This is a genomic window from Thauera propionica, assembly GCF_002245655.1.
Classification (GTDB): Bacteria; Pseudomonadota; Gammaproteobacteria; order Burkholderiales; family Rhodocyclaceae; genus Thauera; species Thauera propionica.
Genome location: NZ_NOIH01000003.1, coordinates 151,562 through 171,700, shown reverse-complemented (window position 1 = coordinate 171,700; position 20,139 = coordinate 151,562). Strand labels below are relative to the sequence as shown.

16 protein-coding genes are annotated in these 20,139 nt (G+C 68.7%); 13 read left to right on the top strand and 3 right to left on the bottom strand.

What is annotated here, in order from left to right; all coding sequences use genetic code 11:
• Window positions 1–290 precede the first annotated feature (290 nt).
• Together CGK74_RS02230 and CGK74_RS02225 are read left to right on the top strand one after the other, a co-directional pair.
• A complete protein-coding gene (locus tag CGK74_RS02230) occupies window positions 291–2,852 on the top strand; it encodes a hybrid sensor histidine kinase/response regulator (RefSeq protein ID WP_094266892.1) in 2,562 nt (853 codons plus the stop codon).
• 106 nt (window positions 2,853–2,958) lie between these two features.
• Window positions 2,959–6,006, top strand: coding sequence for an ATP-binding protein (locus tag CGK74_RS02225; protein WP_240498597.1), 3,048 nt, complete (start codon window positions 2,959–2,961; stop codon window positions 6,004–6,006).
• Window positions 6,007–6,010: 4 nt separating this feature from the next.
• Here CGK74_RS02225 and CGK74_RS02220 read toward each other — a convergent pair whose 3' ends face one another.
• Window positions 6,011–6,328, bottom strand: coding sequence for a hypothetical protein (locus CGK74_RS02220; protein ID WP_094266891.1), 318 nt, complete (start codon window positions 6,326–6,328; stop codon window positions 6,011–6,013).
• A 107-nt stretch (window positions 6,329–6,435) separates the two neighbouring features.
• On the opposite strand from CGK74_RS02220, the gene CGK74_RS02215 reads away from it, so the two are divergent.
• Window positions 6,436–7,083 (top strand): LysE family transporter, encoded by a 648-nt coding sequence (locus tag CGK74_RS02215; protein ID WP_094266890.1) that lies wholly within the window; start codon window positions 6,436–6,438, stop codon window positions 7,081–7,083.
• A 47-nt stretch (window positions 7,084–7,130) separates the two neighbouring features.
• Here CGK74_RS02215 and CGK74_RS02210 read toward each other — a convergent pair whose 3' ends face one another.
• Entirely contained in the window at window positions 7,131–8,021 is an 891-nt protein-coding gene (locus tag CGK74_RS02210) for a class I SAM-dependent methyltransferase (protein ID WP_094267413.1), read from the bottom strand.
• Between the two features lie 101 nt (window positions 8,022–8,122).
• Window positions 8,123–9,148 carry an AraC family transcriptional regulator gene (locus CGK74_RS02205; RefSeq protein WP_094266889.1) on the bottom strand — a complete coding sequence of 342 codons (1,026 nt, stop codon included), beginning with the start codon at window positions 9,146–9,148 and terminating at the stop codon, window positions 8,123–8,125.
• 248 nt (window positions 9,149–9,396) lie between these two features.
• Here CGK74_RS02205 and CGK74_RS02200 point away from each other — a divergent pair, with 248 nt between their 5' ends.
• The 10 genes from CGK74_RS02200 (at window position 9,397) to CGK74_RS02155 (ending at window position 20,137) form a co-directional block, all read left to right on the top strand.
• Window positions 9,397–10,230: an ABC transporter ATP-binding protein gene (locus CGK74_RS02200; RefSeq protein ID WP_048708193.1), complete on the top strand. Its 834-nt coding sequence runs from the start codon at window positions 9,397–9,399 to the stop codon at window positions 10,228–10,230.
• 1 nt (window position 10,231) lies between these two features.
• Entirely contained in the window at window positions 10,232–11,116 is an 885-nt protein-coding gene (locus CGK74_RS02195) for a branched-chain amino acid ABC transporter permease (protein ID WP_048708195.1), read from the top strand.
• Window positions 11,116–12,156, top strand: a complete 1,041-nt coding sequence (locus CGK74_RS02190) for a branched-chain amino acid ABC transporter permease (protein ID WP_094266888.1) — start codon at window positions 11,116–11,118, stop codon at window positions 12,154–12,156. Before CGK74_RS02195 ends, CGK74_RS02190 begins: the two co-directional genes overlap by 1 nt.
• A 49-nt stretch (window positions 12,157–12,205) precedes the next feature.
• Window positions 12,206–13,375, top strand: coding sequence for an ABC transporter substrate-binding protein (locus tag CGK74_RS02185; RefSeq protein WP_094266887.1), 1,170 nt, complete (start codon window positions 12,206–12,208; stop codon window positions 13,373–13,375).
• Between the two features lie 3 nt (window positions 13,376–13,378).
• A complete protein-coding gene (locus CGK74_RS02180; protein ID WP_094266886.1) occupies window positions 13,379–14,191 on the top strand; it encodes an ABC transporter ATP-binding protein in 813 nt (270 codons plus the stop codon).
• 8 nt (window positions 14,192–14,199) lie between these two features.
• Window positions 14,200–16,050: an AMP-binding protein gene (locus CGK74_RS02175; protein WP_206186154.1), complete on the top strand. Its 1,851-nt coding sequence runs from the start codon at window positions 14,200–14,202 to the stop codon at window positions 16,048–16,050.
• A complete protein-coding gene (locus CGK74_RS02170; protein ID WP_094266885.1) occupies window positions 16,043–16,858 on the top strand; it encodes an enoyl-CoA hydratase/isomerase family protein in 816 nt (271 codons plus the stop codon). The genes CGK74_RS02175 and CGK74_RS02170 overlap by 8 nt, the downstream gene beginning before the upstream one ends.
• A 139-nt stretch (window positions 16,859–16,997) precedes the next feature.
• On the top strand, window positions 16,998–18,134 hold the full coding sequence (locus tag CGK74_RS02165; RefSeq protein ID WP_094266884.1) for an acyl-CoA dehydrogenase family protein: 1,137 nt from the start codon (window positions 16,998–17,000) through the stop codon (window positions 18,132–18,134).
• A 16-nt stretch (window positions 18,135–18,150) separates the two neighbouring features.
• The gene (locus CGK74_RS02160; RefSeq protein WP_094266883.1) at window positions 18,151–19,350 is read left to right on the top strand and encodes a thiolase family protein; all 1,200 of its coding nucleotides are present in this window, start codon (window positions 18,151–18,153) and stop codon (window positions 19,348–19,350) included.
• A gap of 19 nt (window positions 19,351–19,369) precedes the next feature.
• On the top strand, window positions 19,370–20,137 hold the full coding sequence (locus CGK74_RS02155) for an SDR family NAD(P)-dependent oxidoreductase (protein WP_094266882.1): 768 nt from the start codon (window positions 19,370–19,372) through the stop codon (window positions 20,135–20,137).
• The last annotated feature ends 2 nt before the right edge of the window (window positions 20,138–20,139 follow it).

The window sequence follows — 20,139 nt, the reverse complement described above, 5'->3', positions numbered from 1 at the left end:
GCGTCTTCGAGCGCAGGACGTGAGGCAATGCACTTCCCGAACGACGAGGTCGGCAGGCAGAATGATGCGCGCCGTCGCGTTCTCGCGCGGCGAATCGCCATCTGTCGTGGCGGCTCCCGGCCTTCCGTTTCGCTGCCTCCATCCGGTGGCGCGCAAGCAGCCGGCTTCGGTGATGAGGGGACATGATTCTGGGGCGCAGCTGTTTCGTATTGGCCGTGACGGTGGCGTTGCTTGCCGCCTGCGCCCTCACGTCCACGGCGGCGGCCGGCGAGTCCGGGAGACGGTAGATTGTGAGTCTGGCCGCGGATTCCCTGCTGTGGCGTCATCTTCCGGAGGTCGGCGTCGCGATCGGCGGTGTCCTGTTGCTGCTGCTGGCCTGGTTGTACAGCCTGCGCCATGCGGTCAGACGGCGCACGGCGGCCCTCAGTGCGGCGCACGCCGAACTGGCCGAGCGCGTGAAGGAGCAAGCCTGTCTGTATGCGGTGTTCGAGCGCAGCGAGGATCTCGAGGGGCCGCTGGCGGACGTGCTGTCGGATATCGCCGCGCTGCTGCCGGCCGGCTTCTTCCACCCGGACAGCGCGGTGGCCAGCATCGAGTGGGCGGGGCAGGTTCATGCGACCGGGCGCATGGCCGGAACTGTCTCCCGCATCAGCGCAGGCATCTGCCCGCGGGGTGTATGCGATGGCACGGTGACTGTCGCCTACCGCGATGCCTGGCCGCCGCAGGACGAAGGCCCCTTCCTGCACGAAGAGCGCAGACTGATCGAGGCTGTCGCGGCCCGCCTCGCCGGCATGATCCTGCGGCGTGAGTCCGAGGAGCGCCTGCTGCAGAGTGAGGAACGCTTCCGCCGTCTGTTCGACGACACGCGCCAGCCGACGGCACTGCTGGAGGACGGGCGCTTCGTCGCTGCCAATCGCGCGTCGCTGGCGATGCTGGGGTTGAGCGAGGCTGCGCAGCTGCTGGGACGTACGCCGCTCGACATCTCGCCCGCGCGGCAGCCGGATGGGAGGGCCTCGAGCGACATGGCTGCGGACCTGTTCGAGCGCATCCGCGTCGAGGGCGCGTGCGAGTTCGAATGGAGCCACCTGCGCGCCGGCGGAGAAGACTTCACCGCCCGGGTGCTGCTGACCGCGATCCAGCAGGGCGACAAGGAGCTGCTGCACGTCGTCTGGAGCGACATCAGCGAACAGAAGCGCATCGAGCACGAGCTGGCGCTCTACCGTCAGTCTCTCGAGCGCCAGGTCGAGGCACGCACGGCCGAACTGGCGCATGCGCTCGAACTGGCAGAGGCGGCGGCGCGCGCCAAATCGGACTTCCTGGCGAACATGTCGCACGAGATCCGCACGCCGCTCAACGCCGTGGTGGGCATGACCTACCTGGCGCTGAAAGCCGAGCCTTCGGTCGAGGTGCGCGACTGTCTCGAGCGCATCCAGCACTCGAGCCAGCATCTGCTGGGGGTCATCAACGACATCCTGGATTTCTCGAAACTCGAGGCGGAGAAGGTGAGCCTCGAGCACGAGGCCTTCGAGCTGGAAACCGTGCTGCAGGGGGTCGCCAACGTGGTGGGCGACAAGGCGACGGCGAAGGGCCTCGAATTCGTCGTGGACGTCATGCCGGGCACGCCCAACGCGCTGGTGGGCGATGCCTTGCGCGTGGGCCAGATCCTGATCAACCTGGCCGGGAATGCGGTGAAGTTCACCGAGCGGGGCTTCGTGACGGTGCAGGTGTCGCTGCTTGCGTCCGAGGGCGAGACGCTGGTGCTGCGCTTCGCCGTCAGGGATTCCGGCATCGGCATCGACGAGACCCATCGCGCCCGACTGTTCCAGAGTTTCCAGCAGGCCGATTCGTCGACCACGCGCCGCTACGGCGGCACGGGGCTCGGGCTGGCGATCTCGAAGCGCCTGGCTAGCTTGATGGGCGGCCATATCGGGGTGGATAGCGTGCCGGGCAAGGGGGCGACGTTCTGGTTCACCGCAAGGTTCGGCGGGGGCATCGAGCAGGCCGGACGGCTGAGCGTGCAGCCCGACCTGCGCGGCCTGCGCGTGCTGCTGGTCGATGACAGCGCCGAGGCGCGCGAGGCGGTGGGCGACATGCTGCGCAGCCTGAGCTTCGTCGTCGAAGCCACCGACTCGGCCGCTGCGGCGTCGAGCTTCATGCACGAGGCGCGCGCCCGGGGACGCGCCTTCGATGTGGCGCTGGTGGATTGGCGGATGCCGGGCATCGACGGCATCGAGTTCGCGCGCCGCCTGCGTGGCGAGGAAGGTGTGCCGCCGATGGCGCTGATGCTGACCGCGTTCGAGCGCGACGAGGCAGTTGGCCCCGCGCGTGAGGCCGGCATCCGCGAAATGCTGGTGAAGCCGGTGATGCCGTCCACCCTGTTCGACACGGTCATGCGCCTGATCGGTAACGGTGCCCGCAGCGTCCGGCCGGCGCCGCCCGACAGCCGTGAGTTGTTGCGCGAGAAGGCAGGGCTGCGCGGCGTGCGTGCGCTGGTGGTGGAGGACAATGAGGTCAACCAGGTGGTCGCGCGCGAGTTCCTGAAGGCGCTGGGGCTGGTGGTCGACATCGCGCCCGATGGCGCGGTGGCCCTGGAGATGGTGCAACGCAAGCCGTACGACGTGGTCCTGATGGACATGCAGATGCCGGTGATGGACGGACTCACGGCAACGGCCGAGATCCGTAAGCTGCCAGGCATGGATGCACTGCCCATCCTGGCGATGACGGCGAACGCGATGGCCGGCGACCGCGAGCGCTGCCTGGCCGCGGGCATGAACGACCACGTGGCCAAGCCGATCGACCCCCGCGTCCTGGCCGACAAGCTTCAACAATGGGTGCGTCCCGCTGCGCCATGACCCGATGCCGCTGGCGAGCACGGAGTTTCCGCATTCGCCCGTCGATCGCCGATAATCTCGCCTTATGGGCTCGGCCGCATCGTGGGCCCCAACGGATCGAGCACGCATGACCAACCCGGTTGTCCATCCCGCAGCAGACAGGGCCGCGGGCGTACCCCACCGCCCGTGGCGGCGCTTCGTGCTGCCGCTGCTCGTGCTGTCGTTGCTGATCGGCGTGCTTGGCACGGTGGGCTACCGCTATCTCGCCGAGGAGATCCGCCGCGAGACGCATCGCACGCTGACGGTGATCGCCGAACAGAAGCGCCAGCACATCGAGGACTGGCTGGGCAAGGCGCGTGTCGACGCCGAGCTGTATTTCTCCGGCCATTCTCAGCTCGATACGCTTTTCGCGCGCTGGCTGGACGGCGGACGGCAGGACAGCGGAGCTCTCGCGCGCATGCAGGACCTGATGCGCGATGCGCAGCGTGCGCGAGGCTGGGAGGGCGTGGCGGTGATCGACGCCGACGGGCAGCCGGCCTTCGTCATTGGAGACGCGGACAGCGGCGACCACGCCGAGCTGATCAGGCAGGTGCTGCGCGAGCCACGCGTGACGCTGGTCGACCTGTACCTGAACGCGCGGGGTGAGGCGCGCTTTGGCGTGCTGGCGCCGATCGGCGAGGCCGACCACGCACCGCGCGGCGTTGCCTACCTGACCTGGCGTGCGGATGCGGTGCTGTTCCCGATGGTGGAGTCCTGGCCCATCCCGACGCGCACCGCGGAAACCTATCTCGTGCGTCGCGACGGCAGTGGCGTCCGCTTCCTCACGCCGCTGCGTCACCAGCGCGATGCGGCACTCGTGCTGACCCTGCCGCTCGCCTCGCCCAACCTGCCTGCGGCGCGCGCCGCGCAGGGCGAGGCCGGCATCCTCTCCGGCGGGCGGGACTATCGCGGTGTGCCCGTGCTGGCCTACGCGGCGCCCATCGGCGGGACGCCCTGGCTGATGCTCGCCGAGATCGACGAGCGCGAGGCCTATGCGCGCGTGCGCCTGATGACCTGGGTGACGGCGCTGGTCATGGGGCTGCTGTTGCTGCTGGTGTATTCGGCGGGCTTCCTGCTGTGGCGGCGCGACCTGCAGCGGCAGGAGGTGGTTGCGCTGCGTGCCCAGCGTGCCGCGGAGGCACGGTTCCGCGTGATCTTCGAGCAGGCGCCGGTCGGCGTGGTGCTGGTCGATTCCGGCAGCGGGGTGATCACCGAGGTGAATCAGCGCTTCGCCGACATCGTCGGCCGCAGCCCGGCACAACTGGTCGGGCTCGATCCGCGCGCCATCACCCACCCCGAGGACGTGGCCGAGAGCGCGGACAACCTGCATCGGCTGTCGGCGGGCGAGATTCCGGGCTACCGCGTCAACAAGCGCTACCTGCGGCCCGATGGCTCGGTGGTGTGGGTCAGCCTGAGCTTTGCGCCGGTGCAGGTCGAGAGCGAGGAGGCACCGCGCTACCTCGGCATGGTCGAGGACATCACCGCGCGCAAGGCGATGGAGGAGCGCCTGCAGGTCAGCGAGGCGCGCCACCGCCAGCTGGCGGACGAGGCCGCCGCCGCCAACGCGGCCAAGAGCGAGTTCCTCGCCCACATGAGCCACGAGATCCGCACGCCGATGAACGCCGTCCTCGGCCTGGCCCAGGTGCTGGCGCGCGAGAACCTCTCCGCCGGCCAGCGCGACATGGTCGAGCGCATCCGCAATGCCGGCCAGTCGCTGATGGCGATCCTCAACGACGTGCTCGACCTGTCGAAGATCGAGGCCGGGCAGTTGCGCATCGAGCCGCGCCCCTTCGACCTCGCCGCCTTGCTGGCGAACGTCGACAGCCTGATGGGGCAGGTGGCGCGCAGCAAGGGGCTGGCCCTGCGCGTGCAGATGCCCGAGCCGCCGCCCGGCATGCTGCTGGGCGACGGCCTGCGCCTGGAGCAGGTGCTGTTCAACCTGGTGGGCAACGCGATCAAGTTCACGGAGCGCGGCGAAGTGGCGGTGCGCGTGCGCAGCCTCGAGACGCGCGAGGCCGAACTGCGACTGCGCGTCGAGGTGCGCGATACCGGCATCGGCATCGCGCCCGAGGCGCTCGGCCGGCTGTTCTCGCCCTTCACCCAGGCCGATGCCGGCATCGGTCGCCGTTTCGGCGGCACCGGTCTCGGTCTGTCGATCTGCAAGCGCCTGGTCGAGCTGATGGGCGGCAGTATCGGCGCCGACAGTCAGCCGGGCCTCGGCAGCACCTTCTGGTTCGAACTGCCGCTGCAGCGCGCCGCTGCCGACCAGTCCGTGCAACCTCGCACCGCGCCGGCAGCGACCTCGGGCCCGCGCCTGGCGGGCGCGCATGTGCTGGTGGTGGACGACAGCGCGATGAACCGCGACCTGGTCGAACGCGCGCTGGCGCTGGAAGGCGCGAGCGCGACGCTGGCGGCCGACGGGCAGCAGGCGGTGCAGTTGCTGAAGACACGCCCCGACGGCTTCGATGCGGTACTGATGGACGTGCAGATGCCGGTGATGGACGGCCTGAGCGCGATGCGGGTGATCCGCGGCGAACTGGGCATCATCGACCTGCCGATCATCGCCTTCACCGCTGGCGTGCGCGACGACCAGCAGGTGGCGGCGCGCGAGGCGGGCGCCAACGACGTCCTGCCCAAGCCGATGGACCTCGAGGAGATGGCGCAACTGATGGCGCGCTGGATCGGGCCGCATCCCGCAGTGCAGTGCGAGCCTGGGCCAGGTGGAGCAGCGATGCCGGCTCTGTCCGCGGGTGCTTCGACCGCCCTTGCGGCGAGCGCAGCGCCCGCAGCCGATGCCTTCCCCGATATTCCCGGCATCGACCGCGAACGCGCGGTTCAGCGCGTCGGCGGCGACCTCGGAATGTTCGTCGGCCTGCTCGAGTTCTTCATCGAGGACAATGCCGATGCCGCCGGGCAGGCCCGCCGCGAACTTGCCGAAGGCCGGCGCGAGGATGCCGCGCGGCGCATGCACACCCTGCGCAGCAACGCCGGCTTCATCTGTGCGATGGAGTTGATGGAGGAGGCCGGCGCGCTGGAGGCGGCCATCGAGAACGACGAGCCCGACGTCGATGCACGCCTTGCGGTCGTGGGCGAGCGCATCGAGCGGCTGATCGAGGCCAGCGCGCCGTGGCGCTGAAGACCTAGCGTTCGCTGTAGTCCGCGTCGCAGCCGTCGCCGGCCGCGATCCAGCGCCGCACCAGCCGCCTCGCCCACGCCGCCGGCAGCCAGCGCAGGTGGCGCTCGGGGTGGGCGAGGGCACCGCACACGTAGCGCGCCTGCGCGGCGTTCCACGTCAGGGCGCGGCAGGCGCCACGCAGGCGGCGGGACAGCAGCACGCCCAGCGGGCAGGGCTCGGCCGCGCAGCACACGCCGCAGCCGTTGCACGGCGCGCCTGTTGCGGGCTTTGGCGGTGCGGCGGCTTGCAGGTGGATCACCTGATAGCGGGCGGGTGCGGTCATCGTGGCGGAATGGATTCGGGTCGCGGGGCCGGGCGCGCGTGCGAGGACGTGGCCGGCGCATTAACATAGCCGACTTCCGCTGCCGAATCTCACCAAACCCTGCCCCGATGCTGCTCGATACCTGGATTTCCTTCTTCGTCGCCTGCTGGATCATCAGCCTGAGCCCCGGCGCCGGCGCGATCGCGTCGATGTCCTCGGGACTGAACTACGGTTTTCGCCGCGGCTACTGGAACGCCATCGGGCTGCAGCTCGCGCTGGCGCTGCAGATCGGCATCGTCGCCACCGGGCTGGGGGCGGTGCTGGCCACGTCCGAGCTGGCGTTCTCGGCCATCAAGTGGTTCGGCGTGGCCTACCTGGTCTACCTTGGCTGGAAGCAGTGGATGGCGCCGCCCGCGGCGATGGCGGTCGAGTCGGGCGATGCCGCGCACGGCCGGCCGTGGCCGCTGGTGATGCGAGGCTTCGTCGTCAATGCCAGCAACCCGAAGGCGATCGTGTTCATCCTCGCGGTGCTGCCGCAGTTCCTCGATCCGGCGCGCCCGCTGCTTGCGCAATACCTGATCCTCGCGGCCACCATGATCGCCGTCGACCTGATCGTCATGGCGGGCTACACCGGCCTTGCGGCGCGCGTGCTGAGCCTGCTGCGCGAGCCGCATCAGCAGCGGCTGCTCAACCGGACCTTCGGTGGCCTGTTCGCCGCGGCGGCGTTGCTGTTGGCCATCGTCCGGCGCGCCGGCCACGCCACGCCGGGCGCCTAGCCGCCAAGCGGGGCGCGGTCGATCGCCGACAGCGCGGGACGGCCGGCTCAGCCGGCGGCGTCCGGGTCGGGCGCCGGGGCGGTGTCTGAGCACGCTTCGGACGGGGGGGCGCCGGCGAAGAAGCGTTCGCCCAGTTCCTCCAGCCCCAGCGTCTGCAGCAGCTCGCGCAGGCGCGCGGATGGGCGGTTGCGCGGCAGGCCCCGGTCGCTCGCGATGATGAGTTCGTTCTTCATCGAGTGCTCCCAGCCCACCAGTTCGGTGACGTTGACCTGGTAGCCGTGCGATTCGAGTTGCAGGCAGCGCAACACGTTGGTGACGTGGCTGCCGAACTCGCGCGTGTGGATGGGATGGCGCCACAGTTCGGTGAGGCTGTTCTTCAGCTGGCGCTGCTTGTTCTTGCGCAGCACCGTGGCGACTTCGGCCTGGCAGCAGGGCACGAGCACGATGAAGCGCGCGCGCTTTTCCAGCGCGAAGCGAATCGCGTCGTCGGTGGCGGTGTTGCAGGCATGCAGCGCGGTGACGACGTCGATGCGCTCGGGCAGTCGCTCGGAGCGGATCGACTCGGCCACCGTCAGGTTGTGGAAGCGCATGCCGGCCGCGAAGCCGAGCTTGTCGGCCAGGCGGCGCGAACTCATCACCAGTTCGTCGCGCGTTTCGATGCCGTGGATGCGGCCGCCGGGGGCATGCTGCTTGAAGAACAGGTCGTACAGGATGAAGCCGAGGTAGGACTTGCCCGCGCCGTGGTCCACCAGCTGGATGTCCGGCCGTTCGGCCAGCGCCTCGGCCAGCAGCGGCTCGATGAACTGGTAGAGGTGATAGACCTGCTTCAGCTTGCGCCGGCTGTCCTGGTTGAGCTTGCCGTCACGCGTCAGGATGTGGAGCTGCTTGAGCAGCTCGATCGACTGTTCGGGGCGGATTTCGGGGTGCTGGACGGTCATGGGTGCAAGGGGCCGATGGCTGGGCGTGCGGAAGTGGGCGCCAATGTACTCCGCCACCGCGCGTGGACCAAGTGCGGCCTTCCCGAGGCGCGGTCGCTGCTTCAGCTTCCTGGCCGCGCGCGCCTGTAGCTGCCCGGCGGCGTGCCGGTCCATTGCTTGAAGGCGCGGTTGAAGGCGGCCGGGTCGTCGAAGCCGAGGTCGGCGCCGATGCTGGCAATGGGCTCGTCGGTACGCGAGATGCGGGCGATGGCGACGTCGCGGCGCAGGGCGTCCTTGACCGCCTGGAAGTGCGTGCCCTCGGCGTCGAGCCGGCGCGCGAGCGTGCGTGGCGAGATGTGCAGCGCGCGCGCGGTGTCCTCCACCGTCTGCGGCCGGCCCAGGCCGGCTTCCAGCAGGTCGCGCACGCGGTGGGTGAACAGGCGCTCGCTGACCGAGACGTGGATCCAGTCCATCGGCGCCTTGCGCAGGAAGGACGACAGCGAGGCCTTGTCCTGACGGATCGGCGCGTCCATGAACGCCGGCTCGATGCACAGCGCGGTCCGTGCCTGGTCGAAGCGCGCCGGGCCGGCGTACATGTTGATGTATTCGCCGGCATGCGCCGGGGCGGGATAGCCCAGGTCCACCCGCGCGAACAGCAGCTTGCGCTCGATCATCCACGAGGCGATGCCCTGCACCAGCATCAGCATCAGCTCGAGGATCAGCATGCGGTGGCGGCCAAGGTCGACGCGTTCGACCAGCGTGATGCGTGTCAGTCCGTCCGCCTCGCCCATCTCGAAATGCAGGTCGTCCAGCACGAGGCGGAAGAACCAGCAGAAGCGGTGCAGCGCGACGCGCAGGTTGGCGGCATCCAGCATGCCGAGGCACAGGAACTTGAGCGTGCCCGCGCGCAGGGGGCGCGAGAACATGCCCGGGGTCTCGTCGTCGAGCTCGATGGCGAGCGTGCGGTAGAACAGCGCGAACTGCTCCACCGTGACGCGTGCCGATTCCTGTTCAAGCAGTGCCGGGGCGATGCCTGCACGGCCGATGCAGTCGAGTGCCAACGGCTGTCGTTCGCCGAGGCGGTCGAGGAGCTGGCCGATCATGCGGATCGGCACGGTGACGGCGGGAGCATTCGGACGTTCGGTCATGGCGGTTGCGATGCTGCGGTGCGTGATCGGGATGTCTCGATCAAGTGGCAGAAAATGTCAATCGATCGGCCGGTTCTGTCATCCACAACCCGGCCCGTACTGCCTAGTATGGCCTGCAAATAGCGGCAGAAAAAAGATTAATGCCAACGCCGGCGCATCGCGATCCCCGATGGGTTCGCGTTCGCTGGCAATTAAAGCACAGCACGCACAGGCCGCCCGGGAAGAGGCGGCTGGCAGGAGGAGACAAGGTGCATCCAGGCAAGGCCAGTCCGATCCTCGAGGTCGAGGGGCTCACGTTGTCGTTCGGCGGTATCAAGGCGCTGACCGACGTGGGCTTCGAAGTCGCTCCGGGGTCCATCACCACCGTCATCGGTCCGAACGGCGCGGGCAAGACCTCGCTGTTCAACACGATCTCCGGTTTCTACAAACCCTCGACGGGGCGTATCCGCTTCCAGGGCGAGGACATCACCGCCACGCGGCCGCCCGAGCGCGCCAGGCTGGGCCTCGCGCGCAGCTTCCAGAACATCGCGCTGTTCCGCGGCATGACCGTGCTCGACAACATCAAGCTCGGTCGCCATGCCCACCTTCGCACCAACGTGCTCGACGCGCTGTTCTACTTCGGCCGTGCGCGGCACGAGGAAATGAAGCTGCGCCAGGAGGTCGAGGAACGCATCATCGACTTCCTCGAGATCGACCACATCCGCCACATGCCGGTGTCGGTGCTGTCCTACGGCCTGCAGAAGCGGGTGGAGATGGCGCGCGCGCTGGCGATGCGACCCAAGGTGCTGATGCTGGACGAGCCGGTCGCCGGCATGAACCGCGAGGAGACCGAGGACATGGCGCGCTTCATCCTCGACGTGCGCGAGGAGTGGGGCGTGACCGTGCTGATGGTGGAGCACGACATGGGCATGGTCATGGACCTGTCCGACCACGTGGTGGTGCTCAACTTCGGCCAGGTCATCGCCGACGGCACGCCGGCCGAGGTGCAGGCCAACCCCGAGGTGATCAAGGCCTACCTGGGTTCGGGCGACGTCTCGGAGTTGCGCCAGCGCCTTCATCAACCTCTTGCAGTGGGGGCCTGAGATGGACTTCGACTGGCTTTTCCTGGCCGAGATCGTGCTGGCTGGCCTCGGCGCCGGCGGCCTCTACGCGCTGACCGGCCTCGCTTTCGTGATGATCTACAAGGCCACGCGGGTGGTGAACCTGGCCATCGGCGAGATGCTGATGATCGGCGCCTACCTGTGCTTCGGCCTCGCCACGGCCATGAACATGCCGATGTGGCTGGCGATCCTGGTTGCGGTGATCGGCAGCGGGGTGGCGGGCGCGACGCTCGAGCGGGTGGCGATCCGGCCGATGCTGGGCGAGTCGCCGATCTCGGTGTTCATGGTGACCGTGGGTCTGGCCTCCATCCTGGTCGGCGTGGTCGAGCTGATCTGGACCTCCGAGCCGCGCCGCCTGCCCGAGTTCATGCCCAGCGCGCCAGTGATGATCGGCGAGGCCTTCGTGCCGCCCAAGGTGTTCTACGGCTTCCTCGTCGCGGCGGTGCTGATCGGGGTGGCGCTGGCGGTGTTCCGCTTCTGGCGCGGCGGCGTGGCACTGCGGGCGACGGCATCGGACCAGCAGGCGGCCTACTCGATGGGCATCAACGTGCCCAAGGTGTTCTCGCTGTCCTGGACGGTGGCGGCAATGATCGCGGCCATCGCCGGCGTCATCGTCGGTGCGGTGGGCGGCATCTCCTCGACGATGGGCGTGTTCGGCCTGTCGGTGCTGGTGGTGGTGATCGTCGGCGGCCTCGATAGCGTGCTCGGCGCGCTGGTCGCCGGGCTCTTCATCGGCGTCGTCGAGTCCCTCGCGGGTGGCTTCCTCGGCGGCGAATTCAAGCTGCTGGCCACCTTCATGATCCTGATCGTCGTGCTGCTGGTCCGTCCCTACGGCCTGTTCGGCACCCACGAAATCGAGAGGTTGTAATGCGTATCGGAACCGCACGCTCCAGTTACCGCCATGACGAGTCGCTGTTCGACAGCCGCACCCAGCACGGCTGGCTGGCCGTCCTCGCCGTCGCGCTGCTCGGCTTTCCGTTCCTGGCCGACGAGTACTGGCTTTACCTGGCCTGCCTGGTGGCGATCAACATCGCCAGCACCACCGGGCTCAACATCCTCACCGGCTACACCGGGCTGGTGAGCCTGGGGCAGGCCGCGTTTATGGGCATCGGCGCCTACACGGTCGCGGCGCTGGAGCAGAAACTGGGCACGCCGGTGCTGCTCAACCTGCTGGCCGGCGGCTTCGTCGCCATGCTGGGCGGGTTGGTGGTCGGGCTGCCCTCGCTGCGGGTAAAGGGTCTGTACCTGGCGATCGCGACCATCGCCGCGTCGGTGGTGCTGCACTTCGTGTTCGCCAACTGGCATGCGGTCACCGGCGGCCACTCGGGCATCACGGTGGCGCCGGCGGAGATCCTCGGCGTCAGCTTCGACACTTCGTTCCGCCTGTACTGGCTGTTCGTGCCGATCACCATCCTGATGGTGCTGGGCGCGGCCAACCTGTTCCGCACCCGCATCGGCCGCGCCTTCATCGCGATCCGCGACCGCGACATCTCGGCCGAGGTGCTGGGCATCCCGCTGCTGCGCTACAAGCTGCTGTCCTTCGGCCTGTCGTCCTTCTACGCCGGGGTGGCGGGCGGCATGTGGGCCTACTTCTTCCGCGTGGTCACGCCGGAGAGCTTCCCGCTGATCATGTCGATCTTCTTCCTCGCCGCGGTCATCGTCGGCGGCATGGGCACCATCCTCGGCGCCATCCTCGGCGCGATCTTCATGACCATGGTGCCCGAGGCGCTCAAGCTCATCGTCGGCTGGCTGCCGCTGTCAGCCGACGCCACGCTGATCCTTTCGCCGGTGCGCACCATCGTGTTCGGCGCGCTGATCGTCGGCTTCCTGGTGTTCGAGCCGCTCGGCCTGCAGGAGATCTGGCGCCGCATTCGTCGTTTCTTCCACCTCTGGCCGTTCCGGGCCTGAGTTTTCCTCGCCTCACTGCATCACCACATACAAAGAGAAGGAGACAAGCATGAGAAGAACCGTACTCAAGAGCCTGCTGGCCACCGCGGTGCTGGCCGCCACCGCCGGCCTGCCCGCGGTCCAGGCGGCCGACAAGGAAATCGTCATCGGTGGCTCGATCCCGATGAGCGGCGTGTTCGCCTTTGCCGGCATCGGCATCCACGCCGGCATCCAGGACTACGTGAAGATGGTCAACGACGCCGGCGGCATCGAAGGCCACAAGCTGCGCTACGTGCCCGAGGACAGCGCCTACAAGGTCGACCAGTCGGTGGCCGCGTTCAAGAAGATCACCAGCCAGAACAAGGTGAACTTCTACTACGGCGACTCCACCGCCTTCAGCAAGACCATCAACCCCGAGCTCGACCGCGCCGGCACGATGATCATGTCGGGCGCCTCCTTCGCCACCGAACTCAACGACCCGAAGAAGTACCCTTACCAGTTCATCGCCGGCCCCGACTACACCCAGCAGTTCGGCATCCTGCTGCGCTACATCGCCAAGGAGAAGCCGGGCGCCAAGGTGGCCTTCGTCTATTCCGACACCGAATTCGGCCGCGACCCGATCGAGAGCAGCCGCGGCGTCGCCAAGGAGATGGGCCTCAACGTCGCCATCGAGATCATGACCCCGCCGGGCGCGGTCGATGTGTCGACCGAGATCGCCAAGCTGCGCCGCGCACGACCCGACTTCACCATATTCCACGGCTACATCCTCGGCCCCATCCCCGAGTTCATCGGCCAGGCACGCCAGCTCGGGCTGGACACCAAGTTCATGGGCACCTTCTGGACCATGGACAACAGCACCGTGATGCAGATGGGTGACGTCGCCGAGGGCTTCATGGGTGTGATGCCCTACAACTACTACTACGACACGGCCACGCCGGCGCCGATGCTGGACAAGATCCGCGCGATGCGGCCGGAGTACCAGAACGTGCCCTACATCCAGGGCTTCCTGTCCGCCATGCTCTACGCCGAATCGGCCCGCCGCACGATCGCCGCCGGCAAGGAGATGACCGCGGCCAACTTCAAGGCGGCGCTGAACTCGATCGAGAACTTCGACACCGGCGGCCTGATCGGCGTGCCCATCACGATCCACGGCAACACCATCCCCGTCGGTCGCATCTACCGGGCCGACACCAAGGCCAAGCGCATGGTGCCGGCCTCCGACTGGATCGTGCTGGAGTAAGCGATGAGTGCGGTCGAATCCGTCCTCGAGGTGAACAACATCGAGGTGATCTACAACAAGGCGGTACAGGTGCTGCGTGGCCTGTCGCTGTCGGTGCCGCGCGGGCAGATCGTCGCGCTGCTCGGCTCCAACGGCGCGGGCAAGAGCACCACGCTCAAGACCGTGTCCGGCCTGCTGGGGCTGGAGAACGGCGAGCTGACGCGCGGCGAGATCCGCTTCGAAGGCAAGCCGCTGGCGGGTTCGAAGCCGCATGAACTGGTGCGCGCGGGGCTCTTCCACGTAATGGAAGGGCGCCGCGTGTTCGAGGACCTGACGGTGGAGGAAAACCTCGTCTCCGCGACCTATGCGCTCACCGGGCGCAGCGGCGCGAAGGCTGATTACGAGCTCGTCTACGAGTACTTTCCGCGCCTGTACGAGCGCCGCAACGGCCTGGCCGGCTACCTGTCGGGCGGCGAGCAGCAGATGCTGGCGATCGGCCGCGCGCTGATCGCGCGACCCAAGCTGATCCTGCTCGACGAACCTTCGCTGGGCCTGGCGCCGCTGCTGGTGGAGAACATCTTCCAGATCATCGCCCGCATCAACGCCGAACAGAAAGTGTCGATGCTGCTGGTCGAGCAGAACGCCTCGGTGGCGCTGGCGGTGGCGCACTACGGCTACATCATGGAGAACGGCAAGGTCGTCACCGACGGCCCGGCCGAACGCCTGGCCGCCGACCAGGACGTGCGCGAGTTCTACCTCGGCATGGGCGGGCACGGCGAGATGAAGAGCTTCCGCGACATCAAGCACTACAAGCGCCGCAAGCGCTGGCTGTCGTGAGCGAGAGGATGGCCATGAGCAAGAATCCCGAAGTCAATCCGCTTCCCCGGCTGACCCTGCCGCAGATGCTGCGCGAGCAGGCGAAGCAACACCCCGGGCGCATCGCCATCCGCCAGAAGGATTTCGGCATCTGGCAGGGCATCACCTGGGACGACTACTACCGCCGTTCGAGTCACGTCGGCCTGGGGCTGCGTGCGCTCGGCCTGTCTGCCGGCGGCCATGTCGGCGTGATCGCCGAGAACCGCATCGAATGGGTGCTGACGCAGATGGGTTGTGGCCTGGTCGGCGGCATTGCGGTCGGCGTCTATCCGACCAGCCCGTCGCCCGAGGTGGCCTACGTGCTCAACCACGCCGACGTCGAGGTCGTGGTGTGCGAGGACCAGGAGCAGACCGACAAGGTGGTCGAGGCGCTCGACCAGCTGCCGCACCTGCGCGCCATCGTGGTGATGGAGACCAAGGGGCTGCGCAGTGCCGATGAGCGCGTGCGCGACCGCATCCTGTCCTTCGCCGACCTGGAGACGCTCGGCGTCGAGTACGAGGCCACCCATCGTCATCTGGTGGAAGAGACGCTGGCCGCGCAGCGGCTCGAGGACATCGCGCTGATGATCTACACCTCGGGCTCCACCGGCAAACCCAAGGGCGCGATGATCAGCTACGCCAACATCCGCGGCGTGGCGCCCGGCATCGCCGATCGCCTGGGCCTGTCGGCGGACACCAGCCACCTGTCCTACCTGCCGCTGTGCCACGTCGCCGAGCAGATGCTGACCACCTTCTGCCCGATCTACCTGGGCTCCACGGTGGCCTTCGGCGAGTCGATCCGCACCGTACAGGAAGACCTGCGCGAGATCGCGCCGACCATGTTCCTGGGCGTGCCCCGCATCTGGGAAAAGCTGCACTCGGCGATCAGCATCAAGATGCAGGAGAGCGGTCCGCTGCAGCGCTGGCTGTTCGACCGTGCAATGGCCGCCTGCGCGCCCTTCGCGCACAAGGCGGCAACGCAGCGCACGACGGGCGAGCGTCTCACCTACGCCTTCTGGTACTGGATCATCCTGCGCGCGCTGCAGAATTTCATCGGTCTGCGCCGGGCGCAGGTGGCGCTGACCGGCGCCGCGCCGATTCCGCCCGCGGTGGTGCAGTTCTTCCGCACGCTGGGCGTGCCGCTGGTGGAGGTCTACGGCCTGACCGAGTCGACCGGCATGATCACCGGCCAGCCGCTGGATGCCGCTCGCTTCGGCTCGGTCGGCACGCCCATCCTCGGTGTCGAGTACCGGATCGGCGATCGCGGCGAGCTGCTGATCCGCGGCGAGATGGTGTTCGCCGGTTATTACAAGAACCCGGAGGCGACCGCCGACAGCATCCGCGACGGCTGGCTGCACACCGGCGACGTGGTCGAGGCGCGCGACGGCCAGCTCTACATCGTCGATCGCCTGAAGGACATCATGATCACCGCCGGCGGCAAGAACCTGACGCCGTCCGAGATCGAGAAGACGATGAAGGCCAGCCCCTACATCAAGGAGTGCATCGTCGTCGCCGACGGGCGCAAGTTCGTCTCCGCGCTGATCCAGATCGACTACGAGACGGTGGCGAAATGGGCCGAGGGCCGGCAGATCCTCTTCACCCACTTCCGCTCGCTGGTCGAGCACCCGGAGGTGCGCGCGCTGATCGAGGCCGAGATCGCACGCGGCAATGCCCAGCTCGCGCAGGTCTCGCACATCCGCCGCTTCCACCTGCTGACCAAGGAACTGGACCACGACGACGGCGAGGTGACGGCAACGATGAAGGTGCGTCGTTCCAGCATCTACAAGACCTATGCCGACGTGATCGAAGCCATGTACCAGGGAGAGGCCGCCCATGCCTGAACACCATCAAGCCGCCAGCGTTCGCCTCGAACGCGAGGATGGCATCGCCGTCATCACGCTGGATCGTCCTGCCTCGCGCAACAGCCTGGACCTGCCGATGGGCCTCGCGCTGCGCGATGCCGTCAGGTCGCTGGCGGCCGCGTCGCCGCGGGTGGTCGTGCTGCGCAGCAGCGGCGCGCACTTCATGGTCGGCGGCGACGTGCGCCGCTTCGACACCCTGCTTGGTCAGTCGCAGGCGGACTGCACCGAAGAAATCGGCCAGCTGATCGATGCCGTGCATGAGGCCGTCGCCGGCCTGACGCGGCTGCCCTGCCCGGTGGTGGGCCTGGTGGGCGGCTCCGCGGCGGGCTTCGGCATGTCGCTGGCGATGGCCTGCGACCTGCTGGTGGCGGCCGACGATGCGCGCTTCGTGCTCGCCTACAGCGCCATCGGCACCACGCCCGACGGTGGCGCGAGCTGGCACCTGTCGCGCCGCGTCGGTCTGCAGCGAGCCCTGGCGATCGCGCTGCTCAACCCGCAGATCGACGCCGCGCAGGCGAAGGACATCGGCCTGGTGGCCGAGGTGGTGCCGGCAGCGCAACTCGCCGAGGCCGGGCTGGCACTGGCGCGCCGGCTGGCCGAAGGGCCGGCGGCGGCCCAGGCCGGCATCAAGCGCCTGCTGCGCGAAGGTCTCGACACCGACCTGGCGACGGCGCTCGCCGCCGAGAAGGCGAGCTTCATCGCCATGTCGGCGACGCCGGACTTCAGCGAGGGGGTGAGCGCCTTCTGCGAGCGGCGACCGGCGCGCTTCGGCCGCTCATCCGGATGAAGACGCCCGGCTGAGGATTTCCGGCCAAGGCCACCCGCCGCGGTCGCCCTGTATCCCGGTACCCCGTTTCGGCGTGCTCAGGCATGCCGGGCCACGTTGTGCCCGTCGTCCGCGGACGACGGCTTTGCAAGGAGACATCATGGACTTCCAGTTGAACGCGGAGCAGCGCGAGATCCGCGATCTGGCACGCCGCTTCGCCGAGCGCGAGATCGCACCGCGCGCGGCCGAGGCCGACGTCGCCAAGACCTTCCCCTTCGAGGTGCACCAGCGCGCGCAGGAACTCGGCCTGCTCGGCATCAACCTGCCGGAGGCGGTGGGCGGCGGCGGCCTGGGCTGCCTTGAGCTGGTGCTGGTCACCGAGGCCTTCTGCCGCGGCTGCCTGGGCATCGGCACCGCGCTGTGCGTGAATGCGCTGGCCACCGAGCCGATCGTGATCGCCGGCAGCGAGATGCAGCGCGAGCGCTATCTCGGCGCGGCGGCCAATGGCGCGCTGGCGAGTTTCGCGATGACCGAGCCGGGCGCCGGCTCCGACGTCGCCGGCATCCGTACCCGTGCCGAGCGGGTGGAGGGCGGCTACCGCCTGACCGGCAGCAAGATCTGGATCTCCAACGCCAATCTGGCGGAGTTCCTCGTCGTCTTCGCCAAGACCGCGGCGGACGCCGGCCACCGCGGCATGACCGCCTTCATCGTGCCGCGCGGCAGCAAGGGCATGGCGATCGGCGAGCCGTTGGGCAAGCTCGGCCAGCGCTGCGCGCCCACCTGCGAGGTCTTCCTCGATCAGGTGTTCGTGCCCGAGGACCATCGCCTGGGCGAGGAGGGTGGCGGCTTCGCGCTGGCGATGGCGGTGTTCGACCACTCGCGGCCGATGGTGGCGGCCTTCGGCGTCGGTCTCATCGAACGCTGCCTCGACGAATCGCTGGCCTACGCCACCCAGCGCAACAGCATGGGCAAGCGCCTGATCGACCACCAGGCGGTGGCGCACAAGCTGGCCGAGATGCGCATGAAGCTCGAGGCCGCGCGCCTGCTCACCTACCAGTCGGCCTGGCTGCTCGACCAGGGCAAGCCGAACACCATCGAGGCCTCCATCGCCAAGGCCTTCGCCGCCGATGCCGCGATGTGGGCGGCGACCGAGGCCGTGCAGATTTTCGGCGGCATGGGCTACTCGACCGAATACCCGGTGGAAAAGCTCTTCCGCGACGCCAAGGTGCTGCAGATCTACGAAGGCACCAGCGAGATCCAGCGCAACATCATCGCCCGCGAACTGCAGCGGGCCTGAACCTGAGGACCCAGCAATGACCCCAAGCACCCCCTCCAATCCGAACGAAGCGCTGATCCTGGGCGCCGTCCGTACCCCCTTCGGCCGCCGCGGCGGCGCGCTGCGCGAGACCCGTCCGGACGAGCTGCTCGCCACCGCCATCGGCGGCGTGCTGGCGCGCACCGGACTGCCGGCCGAAAAGGTCGGCGACGTGCTGGCCGGTTGCGTCAGCCAGGCCGGCGAGCAGGGCGCCAACATCGCCCGCCAGGCGCTGCTGGTCGCCGGGCTGCCGGCCGAGGTGCCGGGCGTGTCGATGAACCGCATGTGCGGCTCCAGCCAGTTCGCCACCCATGCCGCGTCGCAGGCGGTGGCTGCGGGCGATCTCGACTTCGCCATCGGTTGTGGTGTCGAGAGCATGAGCCGGGTGCCGATGTTCCTCGACCTGACCCTGGGGCAGGGCGACTTCCGCGGCTTCGACAAGCTGCATCCGAAGATCCTCGCGCGCTTCGCCATCCCGCACCAGGTCGAGAGTGCCGAACGCATCGCCGACCAGTGGCAGATCTCGCGTGCCGAGATGGACGACTACGCGATCGAGAGCCACCGCCGTGCCGAGGCCGCACGCGCGGCCGGCCTGCACACCGAGATCCTGCCGGTGGCGGGTGTGGACAAGGAGGGCGGTGCGATCACGCTGGGGCACGACGAAGGCATCCGTGCGGTGATCGACGTCGAGCGCATGCGCGCCATGCAGCCGGTGTTCCGCCAGCCGGGCGAGGGCGGCGTGACCGCGGCCAACGCCAGCCAGATGTCCGACGGCGCGGCCGCGGTGCTGGTCGGCCGGCGTGAGGCCGCCGAAGCGCTGGGCATCCGGCCGCGCGCGCGCTTCCGCGCCCGCGTCGCGGTCGGCTCCGATCCGGTGATGCAGCTCACCGGGGTGATCCCGGCGGCGCGCCGTGCGCTGGAGGTGGCCGGGCTGTCGATCCGCGACATGGACTGGATCGAGGTCAACGAGGCCTTCGCCAGCGTGGCGCTGTGCTTCGTGCGCGAGTTCGCGCCCGACATGGACCGCTTCAATCCCTGGGGCGGCGCGATCGCCCACGGCCACCCGCTGGGTGGCACCGGTGCCGGCCTGATGGCCAAGATGCTCGCCGGCCTCGAGCAACGCGACGGCCGCTTCGGCCTGCAGGTCATGTGCATCGGCCACGGCATGGCCACCGCCACCATCATCGAACGCATCTGAGACACAAGGAGCACACGCAATGAAGATCGCAAACTCGGTATTTCTCGTCACCGGCGGCGCCTCGGGCCTGGGCGCGGCCACCGCGCGCATGGTGGTGGGCGGCGGCGGCCAGGTGGTGATCGCCGACCTCAACGAAGAGGCGGGCAAGGCGCTGGCGGCCGAACTGGGCGCGGCGGCCTGCTTCGTGCGCACCGACGTCACCGACGAGGCGTCGACGCAGGCAGCGGTCGATGCCGCGGTGAAGGGCTTCGGTGGACTGCATGGCCTGGTGTGCTGCGCCGGCGTGGCGCCGGGCGAAAAGGTGGTGGGCAAGGAAGGCCCGCACCGCCTCGACAGTTTCATGCGCGGGGTGACGATCAACCTCGTCGGCACCTTCAACCCGATCCGCCTCGCGGCCGACGCCATGAGCAAGGCCGCGCCGAACGAGGAGGGCGAGCGCGGCGTGATCGTCACCACCGCCTCGGTCGCCGCCTTCGACGGCCAGATCGGCCAGGCGGCCTACTCGGCGTCCAAGGCCGGCGTGGTCGGCATGACGCTGCCGATCGCGCGCGAACTGGCGCGCTACGGCATCCGCGTCATGAGCATCGCGCCCGGCATCTTCGAGACGCCGATGCTGCGCGGCCTGCCGCAGCAGGTGCAGGATTCGCTCGGCCAGATGGTGCCTTTCCCCTCGCGCCTGGGCCGTTCCAGCGAGTACGCGCAGCTGGTGAAGTCGATCTGCGAGAACCCGATGCTCAACGGAGAGGTCATCCGCCTGGACGGCGCGATCCGCATGGCGGCCAAGTAAGG